The sequence below is a fragment of the Mesorhizobium sp. WSM4809 genome, assembly GCF_055811655.1.
The window spans coordinates 14,588-35,285 of the sequence record NZ_JBVVQW010000006.1 but is presented as its reverse complement, the minus strand read 5'-3'; the positions used below and the strand labels follow the sequence as shown (position 1 = coordinate 35,285).

The 20,698-nt window shown below is 62.5% G+C and carries 20 protein-coding genes and 1 tRNA gene; 10 read left to right on the top strand and 11 right to left on the bottom strand.

All coding sequences use genetic code 11. The features are described 5' to 3' along the window. Positions 1–26: 26 nt before the first annotated feature. Complete coding sequence (locus AC0L24_RS16740) at positions 27–902, bottom strand: ATP-binding protein (RefSeq protein WP_128289443.1); 876 nt, start codon at positions 900–902, stop codon at positions 27–29. Positions 903–1,198: 296 nt separating this feature from the next. Between AC0L24_RS16740 and yajC the strand changes: the two genes are divergently transcribed. The 4 genes from yajC to AC0L24_RS16720 are packed head-to-tail and all read left to right on the top strand — an operon-like array spanning position 1,199 to position 5,400. After that, positions 1,199–1,537, top strand: coding sequence for a preprotein translocase subunit YajC (gene yajC, locus AC0L24_RS16735; protein WP_127270542.1), 339 nt, complete (start codon positions 1,199–1,201; stop codon positions 1,535–1,537). Positions 1,538–1,588: 51 nt separating this feature from the next. Further along, positions 1,589–4,138 carry a protein translocase subunit SecDF gene (gene secDF, locus AC0L24_RS16730; RefSeq protein ID WP_128289442.1) on the top strand — a complete coding sequence of 850 codons (2,550 nt, stop codon included), beginning with the start codon at positions 1,589–1,591 and terminating at the stop codon, positions 4,136–4,138. A 25-nt stretch (positions 4,139–4,163) separates the two neighbouring features. Then, positions 4,164–4,556 (top strand): Mth938-like domain-containing protein, encoded by a 393-nt coding sequence (locus tag AC0L24_RS16725; protein ID WP_127271505.1) that lies wholly within the window; start codon positions 4,164–4,166, stop codon positions 4,554–4,556. Between the two features lies 1 nt (position 4,557). Then, entirely contained in the window at positions 4,558–5,400 is an 843-nt protein-coding gene (locus tag AC0L24_RS16720; protein ID WP_164748857.1) for a phytoene/squalene synthase family protein, read from the top strand. 17 nt (positions 5,401–5,417) lie between these two features. Here the strand turns inward: AC0L24_RS16720 and AC0L24_RS16715 are convergent, their stop codons facing one another. The 5 genes from AC0L24_RS16715 to AC0L24_RS16695 form a co-directional block, all read right to left on the bottom strand. Further along, a complete protein-coding gene (locus AC0L24_RS16715) occupies positions 5,418–5,708 on the bottom strand; it encodes a type II toxin-antitoxin system RelE/ParE family toxin (RefSeq protein ID WP_473563983.1) in 291 nt (96 codons plus the stop codon). A gap of 16 nt (positions 5,709–5,724) precedes the next feature. Continuing rightward, the gene (locus AC0L24_RS16710) at positions 5,725–5,982 is read right to left on the bottom strand and encodes a type II toxin-antitoxin system ParD family antitoxin (RefSeq protein ID WP_292140764.1); all 258 of its coding nucleotides are present in this window, start codon (positions 5,980–5,982) and stop codon (positions 5,725–5,727) included. A 68-nt stretch (positions 5,983–6,050) separates the two neighbouring features. Continuing rightward, positions 6,051–7,469, bottom strand: coding sequence for a methylenetetrahydrofolate--tRNA-(uracil(54)-C(5))-methyltransferase (FADH(2)-oxidizing) TrmFO (trmFO, locus tag AC0L24_RS16705; RefSeq protein WP_473563982.1), 1,419 nt, complete (start codon positions 7,467–7,469; stop codon positions 6,051–6,053). Between the two features lie 568 nt (positions 7,470–8,037). Continuing rightward, positions 8,038–8,178 (bottom strand): DUF1127 domain-containing protein, encoded by a 141-nt coding sequence (locus AC0L24_RS16700; RefSeq protein WP_013531314.1) that lies wholly within the window; start codon positions 8,176–8,178, stop codon positions 8,038–8,040. A 49-nt stretch (positions 8,179–8,227) separates the two neighbouring features. Beyond that, a complete protein-coding gene (locus tag AC0L24_RS16695; RefSeq protein ID WP_013531315.1) occupies positions 8,228–8,368 on the bottom strand; it encodes a DUF1127 domain-containing protein in 141 nt (46 codons plus the stop codon). 236 nt (positions 8,369–8,604) lie between these two features. Here AC0L24_RS16695 and AC0L24_RS16690 point away from each other — a divergent pair, with 236 nt between their 5' ends. The 3 genes from AC0L24_RS16690 to AC0L24_RS16680 are packed head-to-tail and all read left to right on the top strand — an operon-like array spanning position 8,605 to position 11,780. Further along, the gene (locus tag AC0L24_RS16690) at positions 8,605–9,723 is read left to right on the top strand and encodes a DUF2157 domain-containing protein (RefSeq protein WP_473563981.1); all 1,119 of its coding nucleotides are present in this window, start codon (positions 8,605–8,607) and stop codon (positions 9,721–9,723) included. Next, complete coding sequence (locus tag AC0L24_RS16685; protein ID WP_127810268.1) at positions 9,720–10,304, top strand: GDYXXLXY domain-containing protein; 585 nt, start codon at positions 9,720–9,722, stop codon at positions 10,302–10,304. Before AC0L24_RS16690 ends, AC0L24_RS16685 begins: the two co-directional genes overlap by 4 nt. Positions 10,305–10,331: 27 nt before the next feature. After that, positions 10,332–11,780 (top strand): aromatic amino acid lyase, encoded by a 1,449-nt coding sequence (locus AC0L24_RS16680; RefSeq protein WP_128289438.1) that lies wholly within the window; start codon positions 10,332–10,334, stop codon positions 11,778–11,780. A gap of 146 nt (positions 11,781–11,926) precedes the next feature. Here AC0L24_RS16680 and AC0L24_RS16675 read toward each other — a convergent pair. From AC0L24_RS16675 to AC0L24_RS16665, 3 genes are all read right to left on the bottom strand, one after another. After that, positions 11,927–12,012, bottom strand: a tRNA-Leu gene (locus AC0L24_RS16675). 284 nt (positions 12,013–12,296) lie between these two features. Then, positions 12,297–12,962 carry an outer membrane protein gene (locus AC0L24_RS16670; protein WP_128290002.1) on the bottom strand — a complete coding sequence of 222 codons (666 nt, stop codon included), beginning with the start codon at positions 12,960–12,962 and terminating at the stop codon, positions 12,297–12,299. Positions 12,963–13,056: 94 nt separating this feature from the next. After that, the gene (locus AC0L24_RS16665) at positions 13,057–13,908 is read right to left on the bottom strand and encodes an alpha/beta fold hydrolase (RefSeq protein ID WP_127810271.1); all 852 of its coding nucleotides are present in this window, start codon (positions 13,906–13,908) and stop codon (positions 13,057–13,059) included. Between the two features lie 147 nt (positions 13,909–14,055). Between AC0L24_RS16665 and ade the strand changes: the two genes are divergently transcribed. Further along, the gene (ade, locus tag AC0L24_RS16660) at positions 14,056–15,864 is read left to right on the top strand and encodes an adenine deaminase (protein ID WP_473563980.1); all 1,809 of its coding nucleotides are present in this window, start codon (positions 14,056–14,058) and stop codon (positions 15,862–15,864) included. Positions 15,865–16,024: 160 nt separating this feature from the next. Here the strand turns inward: ade and AC0L24_RS16655 are convergent, their stop codons facing one another. Together AC0L24_RS16655 and AC0L24_RS16650 are read right to left on the bottom strand one after the other, a co-directional pair. Further along, entirely contained in the window at positions 16,025–17,188 is a 1,164-nt protein-coding gene (locus tag AC0L24_RS16655) for an alpha/beta hydrolase (protein WP_128290003.1), read from the bottom strand. A 143-nt stretch (positions 17,189–17,331) separates the two neighbouring features. Further along, positions 17,332–18,405: an alpha/beta hydrolase gene (locus AC0L24_RS16650; RefSeq protein ID WP_128290004.1), complete on the bottom strand. Its 1,074-nt coding sequence runs from the start codon at positions 18,403–18,405 to the stop codon at positions 17,332–17,334. A 466-nt stretch (positions 18,406–18,871) separates the two neighbouring features. Here AC0L24_RS16650 and ilvA point away from each other — a divergent pair, with 466 nt between their 5' ends. Then, positions 18,872–20,128, top strand: coding sequence for a threonine ammonia-lyase IlvA (gene ilvA / locus AC0L24_RS16645; protein ID WP_128290005.1), 1,257 nt, complete (start codon positions 18,872–18,874; stop codon positions 20,126–20,128). Further along, entirely contained in the window at positions 20,125–20,691 is a 567-nt protein-coding gene (locus AC0L24_RS16640; RefSeq protein WP_473563979.1) for a DUF1697 domain-containing protein, read from the top strand. The genes ilvA and AC0L24_RS16640 overlap by 4 nt, the downstream gene beginning before the upstream one ends. Positions 20,692–20,698 lie beyond the last annotated feature (7 nt).

The following is a 20,698-nucleotide window of genomic DNA, read 5'->3' as shown; positions in this document are numbered from 1 at the left end:
TGGCGTTGGCGACGCCACCCAACGTGTCAGTCCCTCAGTGGCTTGCCGAGCCGTCCAGCCAGGTCCTGGGTGAACTGCCAGGCGACGCGGCCCGAGCGGCTGCCGCGGGTGGTCGCCCATTCCAGTGCTTCGGCGCGCAGTTGCTCGGGATCCATGACAAGGCCATGGTGCCTGATATAGCCGTCGATCATGTCGAGATATTCATCCTGCGAACATTTGTGGAAGCCGAGCCACAGCCCGAAGCGGTCGGACAGCGACACTTTCTCCTCCACCGCCTCGGACGGGTTGATGGCGGTCGAGCGCTCATTGTCGATCATGTCGCGCGGCAATAGATGGCGGCGGTTCGAAGTGGCATAGAATATGACATTCGCCGGCCGGCCTTCGACGCCGCCTTCGAGCGCGGCTTTGAGCGACTTGTACGAAGTGTCGTCGTGGTCGAAGGAGAGGTCGTCGCAAAACAGGATGAAGCGGAAGGGGGCTGCCTTGAGCAGGCCCATCAGCTTCGGCAGCGTGTCGATGTCCTCGCGATGGATTTCGATCAGCTTCAACGGCAGGTCGGACTTGGCCCTGGCGTTGATTTCGGCATGCACGGCCTTGACCAGCGACGATTTGCCCATGCCGCGCGCGCCCCACAACAACACGTTGTTGGCTGGATAGCCGGCGGCGAAGCGTTCGGTGTTGTCGACAAGGATGTCGCGGACGCGGTCGACGCCGCGGATAAGGCCGATGTCGACGCGGTTGACCTTGCGCACCGGCTCCAGATAGCCCGGATCGGCCTGCCAGACGAAGCAATCGGCCTCGCCGAGGTCGGTTTCGGGCACCGGCGGCGGGGCGAGGCGGCTCACCGCCTCGATCAGCCGGTCGAGTTTCTGGTTCAGGGCTTCAATGCTGCTGTCGGTCATGTCTGTCTTTTGTTTCGCGGTTTCGACATTTGGGAGCGTGAACGTGCCCGATTCCCTCTGATCCAAAACCGGTGGCAACCTTTTCTTCGAGCGTGATCTCTGGCAAACGGTTTCCGTTTGTCTGAGAAAACCGGCTCCCGCTTTTCGCGATCCTGCTCTAACACGGCTCAACAGGCCGTAAAAGCAGCCGATTTGGCTGGCCGCGCAGTTGCATTGACAACTTTACCGACTATATTCCGGCCAAATTTCAAGGGCCGCCAAATTGGCGGCTGTTTTCAAAAATCAGGAGTACCTCGATGTTCGTGACACCGGCATACGCCCAAGGCGTCGGCGCTTCTCCCGACATGTTCATCAGCATTTTGCCGTTTGTCCTGATTTTCGTGATCATGTATTTTCTGATCATCAGGCCGCAGCGCACGCAGCTGAAGAAGCGCGGCGAGATGCTGGCGGCTGTCCGTCGCGGCGACACGGTCGTCACCGGCGGCGGCTTCGTCGGCAAGGTGACCAAGGTGATCGACGACAACGAGCTCGAGATCGACCTCGGTAACGGCTTGAAGGTGACGGCGCTGCGCTCGACGATCGCCGATGTGCGCGTCAAGGGCGAGCCGGTGGCCAACCAAAACGCCAAGAAATAATCCAATTTTAGGCGGAGCGATCCGCGGACACGCTCTGACGGACGACGCCATATGCTGTATTTTTCGCGCTTCAAGATGATCCTGATCTGGGTGGCCGTGGCCATCACGGTGATCCTCGCCGCGCCCAACCTGTTCTCCGCCAGCACGCTGGCGCAACTGCCCAGCTGGGTGCCGAAGCGGCAGATGACGCTCGGCCTCGACCTACAGGGTGGTTCACACATCCTGCTGGAAATGAACCAGAACGATCTGATCAAGGATCGGCTGGAGACGACGCGCGATGAAATCCGCACGATGCTGCGCGACGCCAAGATCGGCTATACCGGCCTTGCCGGCACGGGGCGGACCCTGCAGGTCCGCATCACCGATCCCGCCCAGATCGATGCCGCCAAGACGGCGCTGAAGACGCTGACCGATCCGGTCGCTGCCGGCCTGTTCACCGGCGGCTCCGTCCAGGAAATGACGCTCGACGATTCCGAGCCCGGCCTGCTCAAGTTCAACGTCACCGACGCCGGCATCAAATACCGCACGTCGACCGCGCTGACGCAGTCGATCGAGGTGGTCGAACGCCGCGTCAACGAACTCGGCACCACCGAACCGATCGTGCAGCGGCAGGGCGACGACCGTATCCTTGTCCAGGTGCCGGGTCTTCAGGACCCGCAGAGACTGAAAGAAATCCTCGGCCAGACCGCCAAGCTGACCTTCCAGATGGTCGACCAGTCGATGCCGGTGCAGGACGCGCTCAATGGCCGTCCGCCCGCCGGCTCGTCGGTGCTGTATTCGCAGGACGATCCGCCGGTTCCGTATCTGATCGAAAATCGCGTCATCGTCTCGGGCGAAAACCTCGTTGACGCACAGGCGACATACAATTCGCAGAACAACGAGCCGGTGGTGTCGTTCCGCTTCGATTCGAAAGGGGCGGCGCGCTTCGGTCAGGCCACGGCGCAGAATGTCGGCAAGCTGTTCGCCATTATCCTCGACAATCAGGTGATATCGGCGCCGCAGATCCGCGAGCCGATCCTCGGCGGCACCGGCCAGATTTCCGGCAATTTCACTGCCCAGAGCGCCAATGACCTTGCGGTGCTGCTGCGCGCCGGTGCGTTGCCCGCAACGCTGACGGTCATCGAAGAACGCACGGTGGGTCCGGGCCTTGGCCAGGATTCGATCCATGCCGGCAAGGTCGCCGGCATCATCGGTTCTATCCTCGTCGTCGCCTTCATGTTCGTCGCCTACGGCTTCCTCGGCTTCCTGGCCAACATCGCGCTGGCGGTGCACGTGGCGATGATCGTCGGCGTGCTCTCGTTGCTTGGCGCTACGCTGACCTTGCCTGGTATCGCCGGTATCGTGCTGACCATCGGCATGGCGGTCGATTCCAACGTGCTGATCTATGAACGTATTCGCGAGGAGCGACGCGCCGGCCGCTCCGTGATCCAGGCGATCGATACCGGTTTCACCAAGGCGCTAGCGACCATCGTCGATTCCAACATCACTTCGCTGATCGCCACTGTGGTGCTGTTCTATCTCGGTACCGGGCCGGTGAAGGGCTTTGCCATCACCTACGCCATCGGCATCCTGACCACGGTCTTCACCGCCTTCACCTTCACCCGCCTGCTGGTCTCGATCTGGCTGCGCCGGGCTCGCCCGAAGGAATTGCCGAAGGCGCCGGTGACCTTCGTTCCACCCGGCACCAAGATCCCCTTCATGGGCATCCGTCGCTGGACCTTTACGCTGTCCAGCGCACTGTCGATCCTGTCGGTGGTGCTCTTCATGACCGTTGGCATCAATTACGGCATCGACTTCAAAGGCGGTTCGCTGATCGAGGTGCAGGCCAAGAGCGGCAATGCCGACCTCGCCGACCTCCGTGCGCGGCTGACCGAGCTCAACATCGGCGAAGTTCAGGTGCAGCAGTTCGGTACGCCGAACGACGTGCTGATCCGCGTCGGGACGCAGGATGGTGGCGAGAATGCCGAGCAGACCGTCATCGACAAGGTACGCGGCGAGCTGCAGGACAATTACGATTTCCGCCGCGTCGAAGTGGTCGGACCGACCGTTTCTGGCGAGCTTGCCAAGCAAGGCACGATCGCCATGCTGATCGCGCTGCTTGGCATCCTGGTCTATGTCTGGTTCCGCTTCGAATGGCAGTTCGCGGTCGGCGCCATCGTGGCGACGGTGCACGATGTGGTCATGACGCTCGGCTTCTTCGTCATCACCGGACTGGAGTTCAACCAGTCATCGCTGGCGGCGATCCTGACGATCATCGGCTATTCGCTGAACGATACGATCGTGGTCTATGACCGTGTTCGAGAGGATTTGCGAAAATACAAGCGCATGCCGCTGCCGCAGCTGTTGAACAACGCCATCAACGAGACGCTGTCGAGAACGACGCTGACTTCGGTGACGACGATCCTGGCGCTGCTGGCGCTGGTGCTGTTCGGCGGCGAGGTGATCCGCTCGTTTACGATGGCCATGCTGTTCGGCGTCGTCTTCGGCACCTATTCGTCCATCTTCATCGCCGCACCGCTGCTGATCCTGTTCAAGCTGAGGCCGCAGGCTTCGGCCGACGAGGAGAAGCCGGTCAATGGCGGCAAGGCGGTCGCGACCTGACGCGCCGCCCCGAAGGGGTATAGCGGTGACCGGCAAAGGCATCGTCATCCGCGAGGCGCATTTTCCGGGCCGCGCGCCGATCGAAGCCTATGGCAATGGCGGGTTCCGCTTTGCCGACATGTCGCATCGCGGTTCGCTCATGTGCCTGCCATCCGGCATCCATGGCTGGGAACCGGCTGATCCTCTGGTGCTGACGGTGGCGGATTTCGACAAGCTGCTGGCTGAGGCCGGCAAGGTCGAGATCCTGCTGGTCGGCATGGGCAGGGATCTCCGGCCATTGCCCGCCGCACTGCGAGCCGCGCTGAAGGCTGCCGGCATTGCGTCCGACCCGATGTCGACCGGTGCCGCGGTACGGACCTACAATGTCCTTCTGGCGGAAGAGCGCGCCGTGGCCGCCGCGCTCATCGCCGTCGATTGACATGTCCCAGAATGCCAAAATCGTCATGGACGCGGTGCGCGCCGCCGACCATGACCGCTATCTGACCGCGCTCTACGCGCCCGACGACAAGCGCGACGCGCTGTTTTCGCTCTACGCCTTCAATGCCGAGATCGCAGGAATCCGCGATCGCATCCATGAAGCGCTGCCGGGCGAGGTGAGGCTGCAATGGTGGCGCGATGTCATTGCCGCTGGCGGAGAAGCGGGCGCCGGCCATCCCACAGCCGAAGCCTTGAACGCCACGATAGCGACGTTCGGCCTGCCGAAGCCGGCCTTCGAGAACATGCTCGATGCACGCATCTTCGACCTCTATGACGACCCGATGCCGTCGCGCACTGACCTGGAAGGCTATTGCGGCGAGACTGCTGCCGCGCTCATCCAGCTTGCGGCGATGGTGCTCGATCCCGTCGGGGCGCCGCGCTTTGCCGATCTGGCGGGCAGGGCAGGCTGTGCGCAGGCGATGACCGGCCTGTTGCTGCTGTTGCCGCTGCATCGCCGGCGCGGACAGTGTTTTGTCCCGGCCGATATTTTGGCGGCGGCGGGATCGTCGCCGGAAGAATTCATTGCTGGTGATGGCGGACCCGGCGCCAAACGCGCGGTGGCGGCGATGATGGCGCTGGCACGGGAACATCTTTCCGCCTTCGAGCAAGGCGCACCGACCTTGCCTGTCTCGCTGCGTCCGGCATTCCTGCCGCTCGCCCTGTCACGTGCCTATCTCGGCAAGATGGAGAATGGTTCGCCGCTCGAAGGCGTGGCGCGGCTGTCGGCCTTGCGCCGGCATTGGCTGCTGCTGCGTCGCGCGAGCAAGGGCTGGCCTGCGCTTTGACGTAAACGTCAATCGTGTTAAGACGTCCCCGCGCCAAACTGTTGCCTAAGACAACAGGCCGGCCCGGAGGAGATGAATTCGATAATGGCAGAGTGCTCGAACGGAACCGTTCGCAAGCCTTGCACGATGTCATCGCGCGATCGGCCGCTACGCGGTGCGTCGCCGATGCTCTGGCAGCGGCCTTCGATGCGTAAGGTTAACTTCAGCGCGTCGTCAGGACTTCCACCGGCGTTGACGATATGTCTGAAAATGTCGGCCGGATCGGTCCTGGCACTTTCGCCGTATTCAACCTTAAGCGGCTGAATCATCGCAGCGGCTCAAATACTACGCGGCGAGACCCCGAAGATGGTCGCGAACCTCTTCTCCCGAATGGTTCGGCCTTGTGTCCTCGATCGATGCCTTCACCCGCGCCCTGATCGACGCCATGCGCTCGGCGTGCTCTTCCTCTTCACGCTGAAAGGCGCGAAGGGCGGCGCGGATGACCTCGCTTGCCGAACCGAAGGAGCCGTCTTCGACTTTGTCCCGGATCATGCGCGCCATAGCGGGCGTGACAGTGACCGACAGTTTCTCGGCGGGTTCCATGGATGCCTCTCAAGGTGTAAAGTAGGATACTATCCTACTTTACACCAGAGTTCCATCAGAACAGCAAACTACTCTGCAGCTTCGGCCGTTTCCGTTTGCGCCGCCAATCCCAGCCATTGCCGGCAATCGGCGCGTGCGCGCGATGTGATGGCGTGCCGCTTGGCAACAGTCTTGTCCTTGCCGCGCATGCGTTTGCCTTCGGTCTTCGGGGCCTCCACCGGCGGGAACAGGCCGAAATTGACGTTCATCGGCTGGAAAGAGCGCTTGCCCGGCTCATCGTCGGACACGATGTGCCCGCCGGTGATGTGGTTGAGCAGGGCACCGAAGGCCGTGGTCAGCGGCGGCAGGGACGGTGAGTGGCCGAGACGCTCGGCTGCGGCGAAGCGGCCGGCAAGCAGACCGATCGCAGCGCTCTCGACATAGCCTTCGCAGCCGGTGATCTGGCCGGCGAACCGCAGGCCGGGGCGCGACTTCAGCTGCAGCGAGGCATCCAGCAAGGTCGGCGAGTTGATATAGGTGTTGCGGTGCAGGCCGCCGAGGCGGGCGAAATCGGCGTTTTCGAGACCCGGAATGGTGCGGAACACGCGCACCTGCTCGGCATGCTTCAACTTGGTCTGGAAACCGACCATGTTGTAGAGCGTGCCCAGCGCATTGTCCTGGCGCAACTGTACCACGGCATAGGCCTTTACCGTCGGACTGTGGGCATTGGTCAGCCCCATCGGTTTCATCGGTCCGTAACGCAGCGTCTCGACGCCGCGCTCGGCCATGATCTCGATCGGCAGGCAGCCGTCGAAATAGGGCGTGCCTTCCCATTGCTTGAATTCGGTTTTCTGCCCGTCGACCAGCGCTTGCACGAAGGCTAGGTACTGGTCCTTGTCCATGGGGCAATTGATGTAGTCCTTGCTGGTGCCGCCTGGCCCGACCTTGTCGTAGCGCGACTGGAACCAGCAGGTATCCATGTCGATCGTGTCAAAATGGACGATCGGTGCGATGGCGTCGAAGAAGGCGAGCGCATCGGCGCCGGTCGCTTCCGCGATCGACTGGGCAAGCCCGGGGGCGGTCAACGGACCCGTGGCGACGATCGCCTGGTCCCAATCCGCCGGCGGCAGACCTGGCACTTCCTCCCGCCGGATGGTGATCAGCGGGTGTGCTTCGAGTTTTTTCGTCACGGCATCGGCGAATCCGTCGCGGTCGACGGCCAGCGCGCCGCCGGCCGGAACCTGGTTGGCGTCGCCGGCGCTCATGATCAACGAGCCGGCCAGCCGCATTTCGGCATGCAACAGGCCGACCGCGTTGTTGTCGGCGTCGTCGGAGCGGAAGGAATTGGAACAGACGAGCTCGGCCAGGCTGTCGGTCTTGTGTGCATCGGTGCCGCGAACGGGCCGCATTTCATGCAGGATGACCGGAACGCCGGCCTGCGCTGCCTGCCAGGCGGCTTCGGAACCGGCGAGGCCGCCGCCGATGATGTGGATGGGATTTTTGCTCATGAGCGCCGGAATAATCGCTTGGTGCGGCGATTGCAATTGCCGTGCGCGGTGCGGGGCAAACAGCTGCTGATGGGAGCGCCTCCTGAAACGACAACACCCGCCGGGGGAGGAGGTCCGGCGGGTGTCGTTTTTGGGGTCGACCCTCGGGAGGAGGTGAAGGCCGACCATATTCGTCATCGCCGGGGAGGAGGTCGGCTTTGACGAAATTCCTTTCGCCATTTTTTAGAAGGGGCGAAACCTCTGGAGCAAAATTCGTTTTACTCCGGGGAAACAGCGCCCGCCGCGGGAGGAGGTGCAGCGGGCGCCGTTTTTGTGGCCAACCCTCGGGAGGAGGTGAAGGTTGGGCCTATTCGTCATCGCCGGGGAGGAGGTCGGCTTTGACGAAAACTCTTTCGCCGTTTGAAAAGGGGCGAAACCTTTGGGGCAAAATTCGTTTTGCCTGGGAAACAACGCCCGCCGCGGGAGGAGGTGCGGCGGGCGCCGTTTTTGTGGTCAACCCTTGGGAGGAGGTAAGGGGTGACCGTATTCGTCAAGGTCGGGGAGGAGGTCGACCCTGGCGAAATTCTGGTTAGATCGCCTGGCGGGCGATGATCTTGATTTCGTCGCGGACGATACCGAGATCATGCAGCTGGCGGTTGGAAAGGCGACCCAGCTCGGTAACCGTCTCGCGATAAACGCGCCAGTTACGATAGTTGCGGATCAGGTTCATTGTCGTTCTCTTTTTCAAAACTGGTTCGGACCATTCGCGGTCCGAAGAATTAGACCGCCTTGCGAGCGACGTAAGGAATGTCGCTGCGGCTGATGCCGAGGTCGGTCAGTTCACGGTTGCTCAGGCGGCTCAGCTCGGACACGGTGTCCCTGTAGCGGCGCCAGTTGCGGTAGTTGCGGATCAGGTTCATGGTAGTTCTCGTTTCGTCTTTCTTGCGGATCATTCCGTTTGTGTACGAACTATAAATAGTCGGACCCATATCGATTTAAAAGCGCTATGGCTGCATGGCAGCAATGCAAATTGTGCAATGCAGCATTAACGGGGTTCACGGACCTGACACAAAGAAACCCGAATCGGAAAATGCCGCCGCGTCAACGATTTGACCGGATCGGCTGAAAAAAAGACCAAACTTGGGGGAGACGCAGCATGGCGGGGTATTCGTCGCGGGTCAGGGCGGATATCGCGCGTTGGCTGCAGGCCGGGCTGATTGACGCCGCCACAGCCGATTCGCTTTCGCGCGATGTCGAGGCCAACGCGCGCGAGTCGCTCAGCTTCGGCTCTATCCTGGCAATGATGGCCGCCTTGCTTTTCGGCGCCGCCATCCTGATTTTCGTCGCCGCCAACTGGGACGCGATCCCGAGGCTGGCGCGCGTGGCGGCACTGTTTGCCGTCATCCTTGGTGGCTATGTCGGCGGCGCGGTGCTGAAGGCCCGCAACCATGCGGCGATCGGGGAAGCGCTCTGGGTCGTGGCGGCCGCGGCTTTCGGCGGCTCGATCGCGCTGATCGGCCAGATGTATCATCTCTCGGGCGACGAGTCGTCTGCTCTGGTCACCTGGGGCGCCGGCACGGCGCTGGCGGCGGTTGCGCTGCGTTCGAATCCGCTGACGGTCGCTTCGGTCGGCATCGCCGATGCCTGGCTGTTCCTCAAAGGCTTCGACTACTACAGCCGCAGCGAATTTCCGCATGCCTTCGTGATCATGGCGATCGTGCTGTTTGCCGTCTCGTTCTGGACCCGCAGCCAGGCGGCGCGCCACCTGATCATCCTGTCGGTTCTGTTCTATCTTGTGCTGCTGGTCACCAACCACGACACGCTGCAGGTGGCTTTCCCGCTGGTCGTCGTCTCGGCGCTGCTGTTCGCGGCCTCGGTCTTCGCGCCGGATCCGGTCGACCGGGTCGTGCAGCTCGGCGGCCGCTTGCCCTTGCACGCACTGCTCGGCTTCCTCACCGGCCTCGCAATGATCCAGTTCGAACTCGCCGACGAGAGCACCTACAACAGCGGTTTTGCCTTCGCTTCGGTGATCGCGCTTGCAGGCATTGTCGCCGCAATCGTGCTGGCAGGGCGGGAAAGCCGTGGGCTGCGCTGGTTTGCCTATCTTGGCTTCGCCTTCGAACTCGCCATCATCTATGTGGTGACCTTGCAATCGATGCTCGATACGGCCGGCTTCTTCCTGGCCGCCGCGGTGCTGCTCGGCATCCTTGCGATCGTCATCATCCGCGTGGAAAAACGCATGAAGGGTCCAGATGCCAAAGGAGCCACGGCATGATCACCGGGAAAAGGCTTGTCATCTCGGCACTGGTGCTGGCGCTCGTTCAAATCGGCTTCCTGAGCTGGATCATCGCCGGCCGCGCGGCGATCCTGCGCAACGGCAAGGAAGTGCTGCTGAAGATCGAACCTGTCGATCCGCGCGACCTCCTGCGCGGCGACTATATTATCCTGGGCTACGATATTTCGCGCATACCGGTGAAAATGATCGCCAACATTCCGCCCGACAAATTTTCAAGCGAGGACACCTCAATTGTCGTGCGCCTGAAGAAGGGCTCCGACAGCTATTGGCAGCCGACGACAGCCTGGTTCGGCAAGGCACCGACGCCGGCCGCTGCCGACGAGGCCGATATATCAGGCCACGTCGCCGAGGGCTGGGACCTTCGCGGCGAAGAGGCGACCATCGCGCCGGACTACGGTGTCGAGCGCTTCTATCTGCCGGAAGGCGAGGGGATGGCAATCCAGAACGACATGCGGGTGCGGCCGTTCGGCATCCGTCTTGCGCTCGCCGGCGACGGCACCGCGCAGATCAAGGCGCTGGTGGACGGCGACAAGACGCTGTTCGAGGAACCACTCTACTAAAGCCCCTTAATTCCAGCGGTGTGAAGCATGCCAGTTAGCCTGTCGACGCGTGAGGACATCAACCTCGACACTGTTTTCCGCGTCGCCTGGAAGAAGGACACGGTGGCGATCGGCGAGAAGGCGTTGCAGCGCATCGCCGAATGCCGCGCTTCGTTTCTCAGGCTGATTGAATCCGATCCGCCACCGGTCATCTATGGCGTCACCACCGCCATGGGAGAGCTGGCGAGCCGCAAGCTCGAACTCGACGAGCGTGATCGCCATGCGCGCATCAAGGCGTTTGCCGCCGCCACCTCGTTCGGCGATCCCTTGCCGGATCGCGTGGTCAGGGCGATCGTGCTTGCCCGGCTGACGAATTTCATCGAGGGCAACGCCGCCACAACGCCGCGCATCGCGCTTGCCGTGGCCGCTATGCTCGACGGTGGGCCGATGCCAACGGTGCCGGCCTCCGGCCAGGGCGGCGCCGGTGAGATCCTGGCGCTCTACCCCTTGTTTGCAGAACTTTCGACGCGCTTCGACCTTGAGGTCAAGGAACGCGGCTCGCTGATCAACGGCTCGCCTTGCGCTGCTGCTCTGGTGGCAGACGCAGCGCTCGCGGCGCGCCGCCGGATCCGCATGGCGCATCAGGTGTTCGCGCTGTCGATCGAGGCGTTTCGTGCCCCGCTCGAACACTATGACGCCGCCCTCGACACGCTCTGGGGCGATGAGCATGAGGCCGCGGCCCTGCAGGGTTTGCGGGAATTTCTGGTTGGCGCCGGCGATGGGCGACGCAATTATCAGGCGCCGGTCAGCTACCGCATCGTGCCGCGCGTCCTCGGCCAGGCGCATCGTGCGCTGTCGTCGACCGAGCAGGCAGCCACTGTGTCGCTGGCCTCTATATCGGACAATCCGGTCTACATCCCGCCCGACGATGCACATCCGCTCGGCCGCTGCATCTCGACCGGCGGCTATCACAACGCCATGGTGACGCCGGCACTGGATGATCTGGCGGCGATATGGGCCGACATCTGCCTGCTTTGTGATCGCCACGCCTCCAAGCTGCTCAACGGCAAGGTGTCGCTGCTGCCCGATCTGCTGATGACCGCACGTCACTCAGCCGACAGCGACGGCCACGGCAATGTCGGCTACGTGCCGATGGCGATCACCGGCTATCTTGAGCAGGCCAAGCTGGCCGCACAGCGCACCTTCATTCCAGGAACGGAATCGGCCGGCGCGGGGCAGGACGATGTCGCCACGACGGCGTTCTTCGCATGGACCAAGGAGGCAACCGCCGGCCGCTGCGTCGATGCCGCCATGGCGATGCTGGCGATGATCGCCTCGCAGGCGCTGCACGTCACCGAACGGACGCCGCCGCCAGCACTGCGCTCCTTCGTCGATCAAATCAGAGCTATCGTGCCGCCTGTCGGCGCCGATCGTGTGCTGGGGCCGGAACTTGCCAGGCTGGCGGAATGGTTCACACAGAAAGTGTTCGAGGCGTAGAGATGCCAACAAGCCGTGGCTGGTGAAATTGGTGCGCCTGAACGGATAAAATTCGAACCGGTCCTCCTTCGCCAAGGCTTCGGAGGACGCTCCTTCGCTCTTCGAGCTTCAGGTGGCCCGCCACCCGAAGCTCGAAGAGCGAAAGGTGGTGCGGACGACGGGAATCGAACCCGTACGATCAGAGATCGAGGGATTTTAAGTCCCTTGCGTCTACCAATTCCGCCACGTCCGCAGGCCAGCCCTTTTCAGACGCCTGACACAGGCCGTCAAGTCGTGTTGTTGAGCGTTCGCCGAACGTGCAAACAGACGGGGCGGCTTGATGATACTGGCGCGATCACGGAATTATCGGCGCGGCGGGTAATGGTAGGATGCCTGTGTGGTGGATTTGATCCGCCAAGGCCGGCGCCTCTCAGGCCCAACCCATTCCCCCCGCCCACTGGGAGCGTCGGCCACCCTTCCATGAAAGAGCCCTTTGAGTGGTTGCCTGGTCCGGCAGCGTCGCGATTGTGGCCCTGCTCAGAACTTGTAGCTCAAATTGATGCCTACCGTGTTGAGCTTCACGTTCTGATCGCGATCGTTGAAGGGTTCCGCTACGTCGTAGTGCTCGGAGCCGAAATCATAGTAGCGATACTGTGCGCCGACGACGAACTTGTCGGTCAACGCGTAGTCGACGCCGGCACCCACGGTCCAGCCGACATTCGTGCGCGTGCTGGCGAACGCCGGACCCGCGACTTGCGATGTTTCGATGCCGGCAAAGGCGACGCCGCCAATGCCGTAGACCAGCAGGCGATCCATGGCGTAGCCGGCCTTGGCGTTGACCGACCCGAACCACTTGATGTCGGTGCCGAATGTGCTTCCCAGGGCCGATATCGTCGTTCCGTCGATCGAGGAATAGTTGAGGTCTGCCTCGGCGCCCAGCACCGCCTGGTCGAATTGCCACAGTCCGGCGACATGGCCGCCGACAAAACCGCCGTCAACGTCAGGTGTGGCCGAAAACGGCTCGCCCTCTGTTCCTGATATGTCGGACCGACCCCAGCCATAGCCGGCTTGCATGCCGGCATAGTAGCCGGTCCAGTCGAAGCCGGGCGCGGTCATCGGAACATCGGCCGCTGGGTCGGCGGCGAAAGCCGGCACGACCAGAGCGGCAAGAAAACCGGCACTTGCGACCATCAGGCGATACATCGAACTCCCCGAAATGACGATTCAGAAAGATCCTCGCCAGAAGGATAACCGCATTCGCCGCAATCGCAATCCCCCTGTCGCCGCACAGAATCCTCTATTTGGCGTCGATGAAATCCAGCACAGCCTGGTTATATTCATCCGGCGCTTGCAGCATGGCGAAATGACTGGCGTTGGGCAGGATAATCAGCTTCGCGCCCGGGATGGCGGAGGCGATATATTCGGTGTGTTCGCGCTTGATCGCTTCGTCATGGTCGCCGGCAACGATCGCCGTCGGCGTGGTTATCGCAGCGAGCTGCTCCTTGGTCCACGCCGGCTCGGTCTCCCACATATGGCTCATCTGCGCCACGAAGGCGTCATACTGGTCCGGTGTTTTCGACATCTTCTTGTAGTCGCGGCCGGAGCGGTCGATGTAGGCGGCAAAGGTCTTGTTGGTCATCACGCCCGGATCGACGCCGTCGGTGGTTACGTTGGCGGCTTGCGCAAAGAGCCTTGTCAGCCGCTCCGGATGATGCAGTGCGATGTCGATACCGATAATTCCGCCATCGCTCCAGCCCACGAGCGCGGTCTTGTCGATCTTCAGGTAATCGAGCAGCGCCAGATAGTCCGACGCCATCAAGTCATAGCCATAGGGCTGCTCGGTGCGGGTGGAGCGGCCGTGACCACGGCTGTCGGCGACTATCACCTTGTGCGTCTTGGAAAACGTGGCCACCTGGCTGGCCCAGATGTCGGCGTGGCCGAGGCCGCCATGGATGAGCAGCACGGGGTCGCCCGCTCCGAAAACGGCGTAGTACATCTGGATGCCGTTCACCGGCGCATATCCGCTCTGATCGGGTTTGGGCATGGCCGCAGGCTCCGGCAAGGTCTGCCAACGTTCCTCGGCGGCGGCAAAAGCGCTCGAGGCGGCGAACAAGATGACGATGGCGAACACTTTGCAAAAACGGGTCATGTTTCCCCCTTACGGCTCGGTCCGTAGCCAGCATCGCGCTTTGGCCAGATTAGTCAACAAGCTCAGTCTGCCGCGGTGTGTTGGCCCGACGGCTCTGGCGGCGCCCGCCGACATTTGCGAGACTGGCAACAACCGAAGGAATCGCGAATGACGAAAGCAACGCCCGCAAAACCCAGACCGTGGACCGAGATGGCGACACATCTGGTCGATGTCGCCATGGGGCGCAAACCCGCTGACCTGGTCGTCCGCAACGGCCGTTGGGTGAACGTCCATTCGGGCGAGATCATCGCCGGCACCGACATCGCCATTGCCGGCGGTCGTTTCGCTTATTGCGGGCCGAACGCCAGCCATGCCATCGGCCAGGGCACCAAGGTGGTCGACGCCGGCGGGCGCTATCTGGTGCCCGGCCTCTGCGACGCGCATATGCATGTCGAGAGCGGCATGGTGACGGTGACCGAGTTCTGCCGGGCCGTTATTCCGCACGGCACCACCTCTATGTTCATCGACCCGCACGAGATCGCCAATGTGCTTGGCCTGCCGGGCGTGCGGCTGATGCATGACGAGGCCGTCGCCATGCCCATCAACGTGCATGTACAGATGCCGTCCTGCGTGCCCTCGGCGCCCGGGCTGGAGCATGCAGGCGCCGAGTTGACGGTCGCCGATGTCGCGGAGGCAATGAGCTGGGAAAACATCATCGGTCTTGGCGAAGTGATGAATTTCCCCGGCGTCGCCGCCAACGATCCTGTCATGTCGGGCGAGATCGCCGCGACGGTGAAAGCGGGGAAAACGGTCGGCGGCCACTATGCCTCGCGCGATCTCGGCCTGCCGTTCCATGGCTATGCCGCCGGCGGTCCCGAGGACGATCATGAGGGCACACGCGCCGAGGATGCCATCGCCCGTGTGCGCCAGGGCATGAAGGCGATGCTGCGGCTCGGCTCGGCCTGGTACGACGTCGCCTCGCAGATCAAGGCGGTGACGGAGAGCGGCATCGACCCGCGCAATTTCATCCTGTGCACCGACGACAGCCATTCCGGCACGCTGGTCCAGGAAGGCCATATGGACCGCGTGGTGCGCCACGCCATCCAACAGGGGTTGAAGCCGGTGACGGCGATCCAGATGGCGACGCTCAACACCGCCCAGCATTTCAGACTCGAGCGCGAGATCGGCTCGATCGCGCCGGGGCGGCTGGCCGACCTGCTGATCGTCTCGGATCTCGCCGCAATGACCATCGACGAGGTCTATGCACGCGGCGTCAGGCTGGCCAAGGGCGGCAAGCTCGAAATCGACATTCCGGCCTATGATTACCCGAAGACGGCGAAGAACACCGTCAAGCTCGGCAAGAAGCTGAAGGGCGGCGACTTCGATATCGTTGCTCCCAAAGGCGCCAACGAGGTGCGGGTGCGTGTCATCGGCGTCATCGAGAACCAGGCGCCGACGCGCGCGCTGGAGGCCGATCTGCCGGTCGAGGACGGGCTGGTCGCCATGGACCGCCGCAACGACATCTGCCAGATCGCGCTGGTCGAGCGCCACCGGGGCACGGGCGGCGTCACCAACGCCTTCGTTTCCGGCTTCGGCTATATGGGCGACTGCGCCATGGCGTCCAGCGTCGCGCATGACGCCCATCACATCATCTGCGTCGGCACCAACAAGCAGGACATGGCGCTGGCCGTCAATCGCTTGGGTGCGGTCGGCGGCGGCGTCGTGCTGTTCTCCAAGGGCAAGGAACTGGCGCTGGTCGAAATGCCGATCGCCGGGCTGATGTCGGACGAGCGGGCCGAGATCGTCGCGGCCAAGGCAGAGAAGCTCACCGAGGCGATGCGCAAGACTGGCTGTTCGCTGAACAACGCCTACATGCAGCACTCGCTGCTGGCGCTGGTCGTCATCCCCGAACTCAGGATTTCCGATGTCGGCCTGATCGACGTGACGACATTCCAGAAGGTCGATCTGTTCGTCTAGGATTGTTGATATTCAGGCCATGCCGGCCTGCAACTAGCGATTTTCTGCGCTTCCGGTGCTCACGTACTTAAGTACGCTCCGCTCCGGTTCTCGAAAACCACCACTTTCGGCTCGGCCTGACCCGAACTCAACAATCCTAGGGCCAATGTCGCCCGCTGGCTCACCCGCCGGTGGCGATGGTCAGCACCTTGAACGGCGTGGTGATGACGATTTCCGCGACCGACCCGACGGCCTTGCCGAGGCCCTGGCCGAGATTGTTGAGCTGAGTCGGGACGGGCTCGTCCGAGGCAAGGCCGGCAGGCGCCCGCAGCCGGTCGCCGAGCAGTTGCACCAGCATCGGGTTGTCGGCGAATTTGGCGTGGTTGAGGCGGTCGCCGCCCTTGGCCTGGGAAAGGTCGACCACCGACACGCCATAGCTGGCGAGGTCGGCCGCATCGCCGTAATCGCCGACGCGCGGCTTATCGCCCGAGATCAGGGAGGACAGCTTGAGAGCCCGGTCATCCGCCGAGAGCAGGATGGCGAATGGCTTGTCGGGTTTGCCGTAACGGATCATCTGTTTCTTGAACACGTCGACATCGATGTCGGGCGAGGCCAAGATGACGTAACCGAGTTTGTCGTCGAGATCGCGATCGCCGGTGATGGCAAGCTGGCGCAGAGCCTCCATGGTCACCCAGGTCCCCATCGAATGGGCGATGATGTCGATGCTCTTGACCTTGGTCTTGGCCAGCATCCTGAGCGTCGCCTCGAGGTCGTCGCGCGCTGCGTTGGCGCTTTCCTTGTCGTAGATGTAACCCGTGGTCTTGCCGCTCGATGCCCACGAGAACAGCACCGGCGTGCCGGGATATTTCGTGTCGTGGGCGATCTGCGTCAGCCGGTAGATGCCGTCATCGAAGCCGTTGTTGAAGCCGTGCACGAAAACCAGCGCACGGTCGCCGCGCATGGCGATGTCGGCGCCGACCGCCTTGGCGAATTGCGGCGCGCCTTCATAGAAGGTGACGTCCTTGGCGGTGAAATCCTTGGCCGGATTGCTGTTCGCGGATCCCTTGGCCCGCTCGATGGCGCCGACCTGATGGTTTTTCGGGACGGTGACGTCGACACGGGCAAAGCTGGTGGTCAGCGAGCGATCGCCGTCGAACACCTGTCGCGGGTCCTTGGTTGCCCTCTGGCGTGTCGTGGCGACGAAGATTTCATGCGTGGCCACGATGTCGGAAGCGGGCACCGTGACCGTCGTCTTGTTGAGCAGGTCGTGCGTTTTGCCGCCGGCGCAGCCGGTGACAGCGAGCGCCAATGCAACGACGAGATAACTCTTCGAACGCATGGTCATACGCCGGCTCCCGCAAAGGGGGACGTCAAACGCATGACGTCGCTGGCTATTCCGATAAGGCCGGAGACCGGCGCGGTCCAGTTCAAAGTGAATCGATACATCCGCAATGGTGAACAGGCACGGCGAAAACCGCGGGACCGCATCTATTGTCCAAGCAGGCTGATGCGGTCTGTCACGTCACGGTCGCTGGCAAAGCCGTCATCCTCGCGTAGCCGCTGGCCGATCATCTTCACCAGCGTCGGATTGTCGGCGAACTTCGTATGGTTGAAGCTGTCCGATCCCTTGACCTTGGACAGGTCGACGACCGTCACGCCATAGGAGGCGAGATCGGCGGCATCCTTGTAGTCGCCGACGCGCGGCCGGGATCCGGCGATCAGGCCGGAGAGCCGCAGCGCGCGGTCGTCGTCCGACAACAGCAGGATGAACGGCTTGTCGGGCTTGCCATAGCGCCGCATCTGGCTCTTGAACACGTCGACATCGATGTCGGGCGAGGCCAGCACCACGTCGCCGAGCTTGCCGCCGAGATCGCGGTCGCCGGTGATGGCCATCTGCCGCAGCGTTTCCATGGTGACCCAGGTCCCGAGCGAATGCGCGACGATGTCGATGCGCCGCGCGCCGGACTGCTCCAGCATCCTGAGCGTCACCTCCAATTGGTCGCGGGCGGCGCTGGCGCTTTCCTTGTCATAAACGTAGTCGGTGGTCCTTGCGCCCGATGCCCAGGAAAACAGCACTGGTGTGCCGGGATAGCCGGAATCGTGGACGATCTGGGTGAGGCGATAGACGGCGGCATCGAAGCCGGTGTTGTAGCCATGCACGAAGACCATGACGCGACCGCCACGCGCCGCGATGTCGGCGTTGAGCGCGCTGGAGAATTTCGGCTGCGTGTCGTAGCCGACGACCTCGGAAGCCATGAAATATTTAGCCGGGTCGTCCGACTTGCCGCGCGAGCGGCGCTCGATCTGGCCGGTCTTGTGAAGCCCCGGAACGGTGACGTTGACGCGGGCATAGTTCAGCGTCGCCGAGCGTTCGCCGTCGAAAACCTTGTTGGGATCGTCGGATTTCTTGCGCGTCGTGGCGATGAAGATCGAGTGATTGCCGGCGATCTCCGTCACCGGCGCGGACACCATGGCGCTGCCCAGCAATTCCTGTGTTTGCTGGCCGGCGCAGCCGGCGACGAACAAGGCCAGGAGAACGGCAAAAATCTTCTTCAAAGGCACGCCTGAATTTCCAACTCCGGCCGAAAGGCCTGTCTATTCTCACGATACCTCCCGGACAGGCAGAGTGCGGCAGAACTAAGTCATGTCCAGTCGAAATGTGATCGGCGCCCCGCTGCGGCCATCGCAGTGTTGCGCGAAAGCCAAAATGGCGGGAAACGGCTGCGTGATGCGTGCAATGAGCGGCGCCGTCGCCGGCTTTCCAATTCCCGCAGAGATAGCGAGTTCAAGCCGCCCGATACGAAGGGGCATTAGAATGCACCCACAAGTAGCTGAAAATATTCCGCAAAATTTCCGCTCGGAACGACGCACATGATGGACGATGGCGCCACGTAGCCGGATATGCAATAGGCTGGCTCGCGCCGCACCTTGTCCCGGCGCTCAACAACCGAACGTGCGCGACCCGATCAATGATAGAGGTCCGCGGACAGCGTGCAACACAAGGTGGCTTTCCCAAGGGTGGTTTCCGATGAACAGTTTCTCTTCCCGCGTTGCTGCCGCTGCCGCCGCGATCCGCCAGATCTTCCCTGAAACGCCGCTGCAGGAAAACGATTATCTGTCGAAAAAGACCGGTGCGCGGGTGCTGTTGAAGCGCGAGGATCTGTCGCCGGTCCGCTCTTACAAGATCCGCGGCGCCTTCAATTTCTTCCGCAAGACACTGGCGGCCGGCAACGAGGCTGAACTGTTCGTCTGCGCGTCCGCCGGCAACCACGCGCAGGGTTTTGCTTTCGTCTGCCGCCATTTCGGCAGGCGAGGCGTTGTGTTCATGCCGGTGACGACGCCGCAGCAGAAGATCGACAAGACCAAGCTGTTCGGCGGCGATTTCATCGAGATCAGGCTGGTCGGCGATTTCTTCGACGACTGCTATCGCGCGGCCCTGGAATTCACTGGCAGTTCCGGCGCCCATATGGTGCCGCCCTTCGATCACAAGGACATTATCGAGGGCCAGGCAACCGTCGCCTACGAGATCGCGGACCAGATGCCGGGCGCCCGCATGCCCGATATCGTCATGCTGCCGGTCGGCGGTGGCGGACTTGCCGCTGGCGTCACCCATTATTTCGCCGATCAGGGCAGGGAAGCACGCTTCGTCTTCTGCGAACCGGCAGGCGCGCCGAGCCTGCGCGAAAGCCTTGCGGCGGGAAAACGGCTCAAACTCGCCAAGGTCGACAATTTCGTCGATGGCGCCGCGGTGGCCGAGATCGGCCGCGAGCCGTTGCGTCATCTCAAGGATTTTCCGGCCGAAACGGTGCGGCTGATCCCGGAAAACCGGCTCTGCGCCACCATGATCGAAATGCTCAACGTCGAAGGCGTCGTGCTGGAGCCGGCCGGCGCGCTGGCGATCGATGCGCTCAAGGATTTCTCCAAGAAGGAGATCAGGGGCAAGACCATCGTTGCCGTGGTTTCGGGCGGCAATTTCGATTTCGAGCGGCTGCCGGACGTTAAGGAACGGGCGCTACGCTTCGAGGGGCTGAAGAAATACTTCATCATCCGCTTTCCGCAGCGGCCCGGCGCGCTGCGAGACTTCCTCGAACTGCTCGGGCCCGACGACGACATCGCCCGTTTCGAATATCTGAAGAAATCGGCGCGCAATTTCGGTTCGGTGCTGATCGGCATCGAAACCAAGGACCGCCGCAATTTCGATCTGCTCAAGGCGAAGTTCGAGGCCGAGGGCGTCCAGTATCAGGACATCACCGACAACGAGACATTGGCCGGTTTCATCATATGAGCGGCAAGGAGGTAGGAAAAATCTTCGTCGCGCTGTTTTCCGGCATCAATGTCGGCGGCAACCGCATCGTCAAAATGGCGGAGCTGCGGTCGTTCTTCGAGGGTCTCGGCTTTTCCGATGTCGCCACCTACGTGCAGAGCGGCAATGCCGTGTTCCGGGCGAAGAAGGGCGACGCAGCGACACTGGCGAAACAGATCGAAGCAGCCTTCGAGAAGAAATGGGGTTTTTATTCGCGCATCATGGTGCGCGATCTTTCCTGGTTCGAGCGGCTGGTGAACGAAAACCCTTACCCCGAAGTTGCCGGGGAACATACCAAGCTGCATGCCTATGTGCTGGAGCGCGAGCCGACAGCGGACGAGGTGGCGCGACTGACCGAAAAGTGCACCGGCCCCGAACGCTTCGAGATCAAGGGCGATGTGCTCTACTTGCACGCGCCGGACGGGCTGGGCAAATCGGTGTTTGCCGGGCTGATCCCGCGCATGCTGAAAGTGCCGGGCACCGCGCGCAACTGGCGCTCGGTGCAGGCGCTGCTGGAGATGGCCGCTCCGGCCGGTGGGAAGTAATTCGCCG

Excerpts from the sequence above, each read along its gene's own strand:
- AC0L24_RS16740 (WP_128289443.1), bottom strand. The coding sequence starts at position 902 with ATGACCGACAGCAGCATTGAAGCCCTGAACCAGAAACTCGACCGGCTG.
- yajC (WP_127270542.1), top strand. The coding sequence starts at position 1,199 with ATGTTCGTGACACCGGCATACGCCCAAGGCGTCGGCGCTTCTCCCGAC.
- secDF (WP_128289442.1), top strand. The coding sequence starts at position 1,589 with ATGCTGTATTTTTCGCGCTTCAAGATGATCCTGATCTGGGTGGCCGTG.
- AC0L24_RS16720 (WP_164748857.1), top strand. The coding sequence starts at position 4,558 with ATGTCCCAGAATGCCAAAATCGTCATGGACGCGGTGCGCGCCGCCGAC.
- AC0L24_RS16715 (WP_473563983.1), bottom strand. The coding sequence starts at position 5,708 with ATGATTCAGCCGCTTAAGGTTGAATACGGCGAAAGTGCCAGGACCGAT.
- AC0L24_RS16710 (WP_292140764.1), bottom strand. The coding sequence starts at position 5,982 with ATGGAACCCGCCGAGAAACTGTCGGTCACTGTCACGCCCGCTATGGCG.
- trmFO (WP_473563982.1), bottom strand. The coding sequence starts at position 7,469 with ATGAGCAAAAATCCCATCCACATCATCGGCGGCGGCCTCGCCGGTTCC.
- AC0L24_RS16700 (WP_013531314.1), bottom strand. The coding sequence starts at position 8,178 with ATGAACCTGATCCGCAACTATCGTAACTGGCGCGTTTATCGCGAGACG.
- AC0L24_RS16695 (WP_013531315.1), bottom strand. The coding sequence starts at position 8,368 with ATGAACCTGATCCGCAACTACCGCAACTGGCGCCGCTACAGGGACACC.
- AC0L24_RS16690 (WP_473563981.1), top strand. The coding sequence starts at position 8,605 with ATGGCGGGGTATTCGTCGCGGGTCAGGGCGGATATCGCGCGTTGGCTG.
- AC0L24_RS16685 (WP_127810268.1), top strand. The coding sequence starts at position 9,720 with ATGATCACCGGGAAAAGGCTTGTCATCTCGGCACTGGTGCTGGCGCTC.
- AC0L24_RS16680 (WP_128289438.1), top strand. The coding sequence starts at position 10,332 with ATGCCAGTTAGCCTGTCGACGCGTGAGGACATCAACCTCGACACTGTT.
- AC0L24_RS16670 (WP_128290002.1), bottom strand. The coding sequence starts at position 12,962 with ATGTATCGCCTGATGGTCGCAAGTGCCGGTTTTCTTGCCGCTCTGGTC.
- AC0L24_RS16665 (WP_127810271.1), bottom strand. The coding sequence starts at position 13,908 with ATGACCCGTTTTTGCAAAGTGTTCGCCATCGTCATCTTGTTCGCCGCC.
- ade (WP_473563980.1), top strand. The coding sequence starts at position 14,056 with ATGACGAAAGCAACGCCCGCAAAACCCAGACCGTGGACCGAGATGGCG.
- AC0L24_RS16655 (WP_128290003.1), bottom strand. The coding sequence starts at position 17,188 with ATGACCATGCGTTCGAAGAGTTATCTCGTCGTTGCATTGGCGCTCGCT.
- ilvA (WP_128290005.1), top strand. The coding sequence starts at position 18,872 with ATGAACAGTTTCTCTTCCCGCGTTGCTGCCGCTGCCGCCGCGATCCGC.
- AC0L24_RS16640 (WP_473563979.1), top strand. The coding sequence starts at position 20,125 with ATGAGCGGCAAGGAGGTAGGAAAAATCTTCGTCGCGCTGTTTTCCGGC.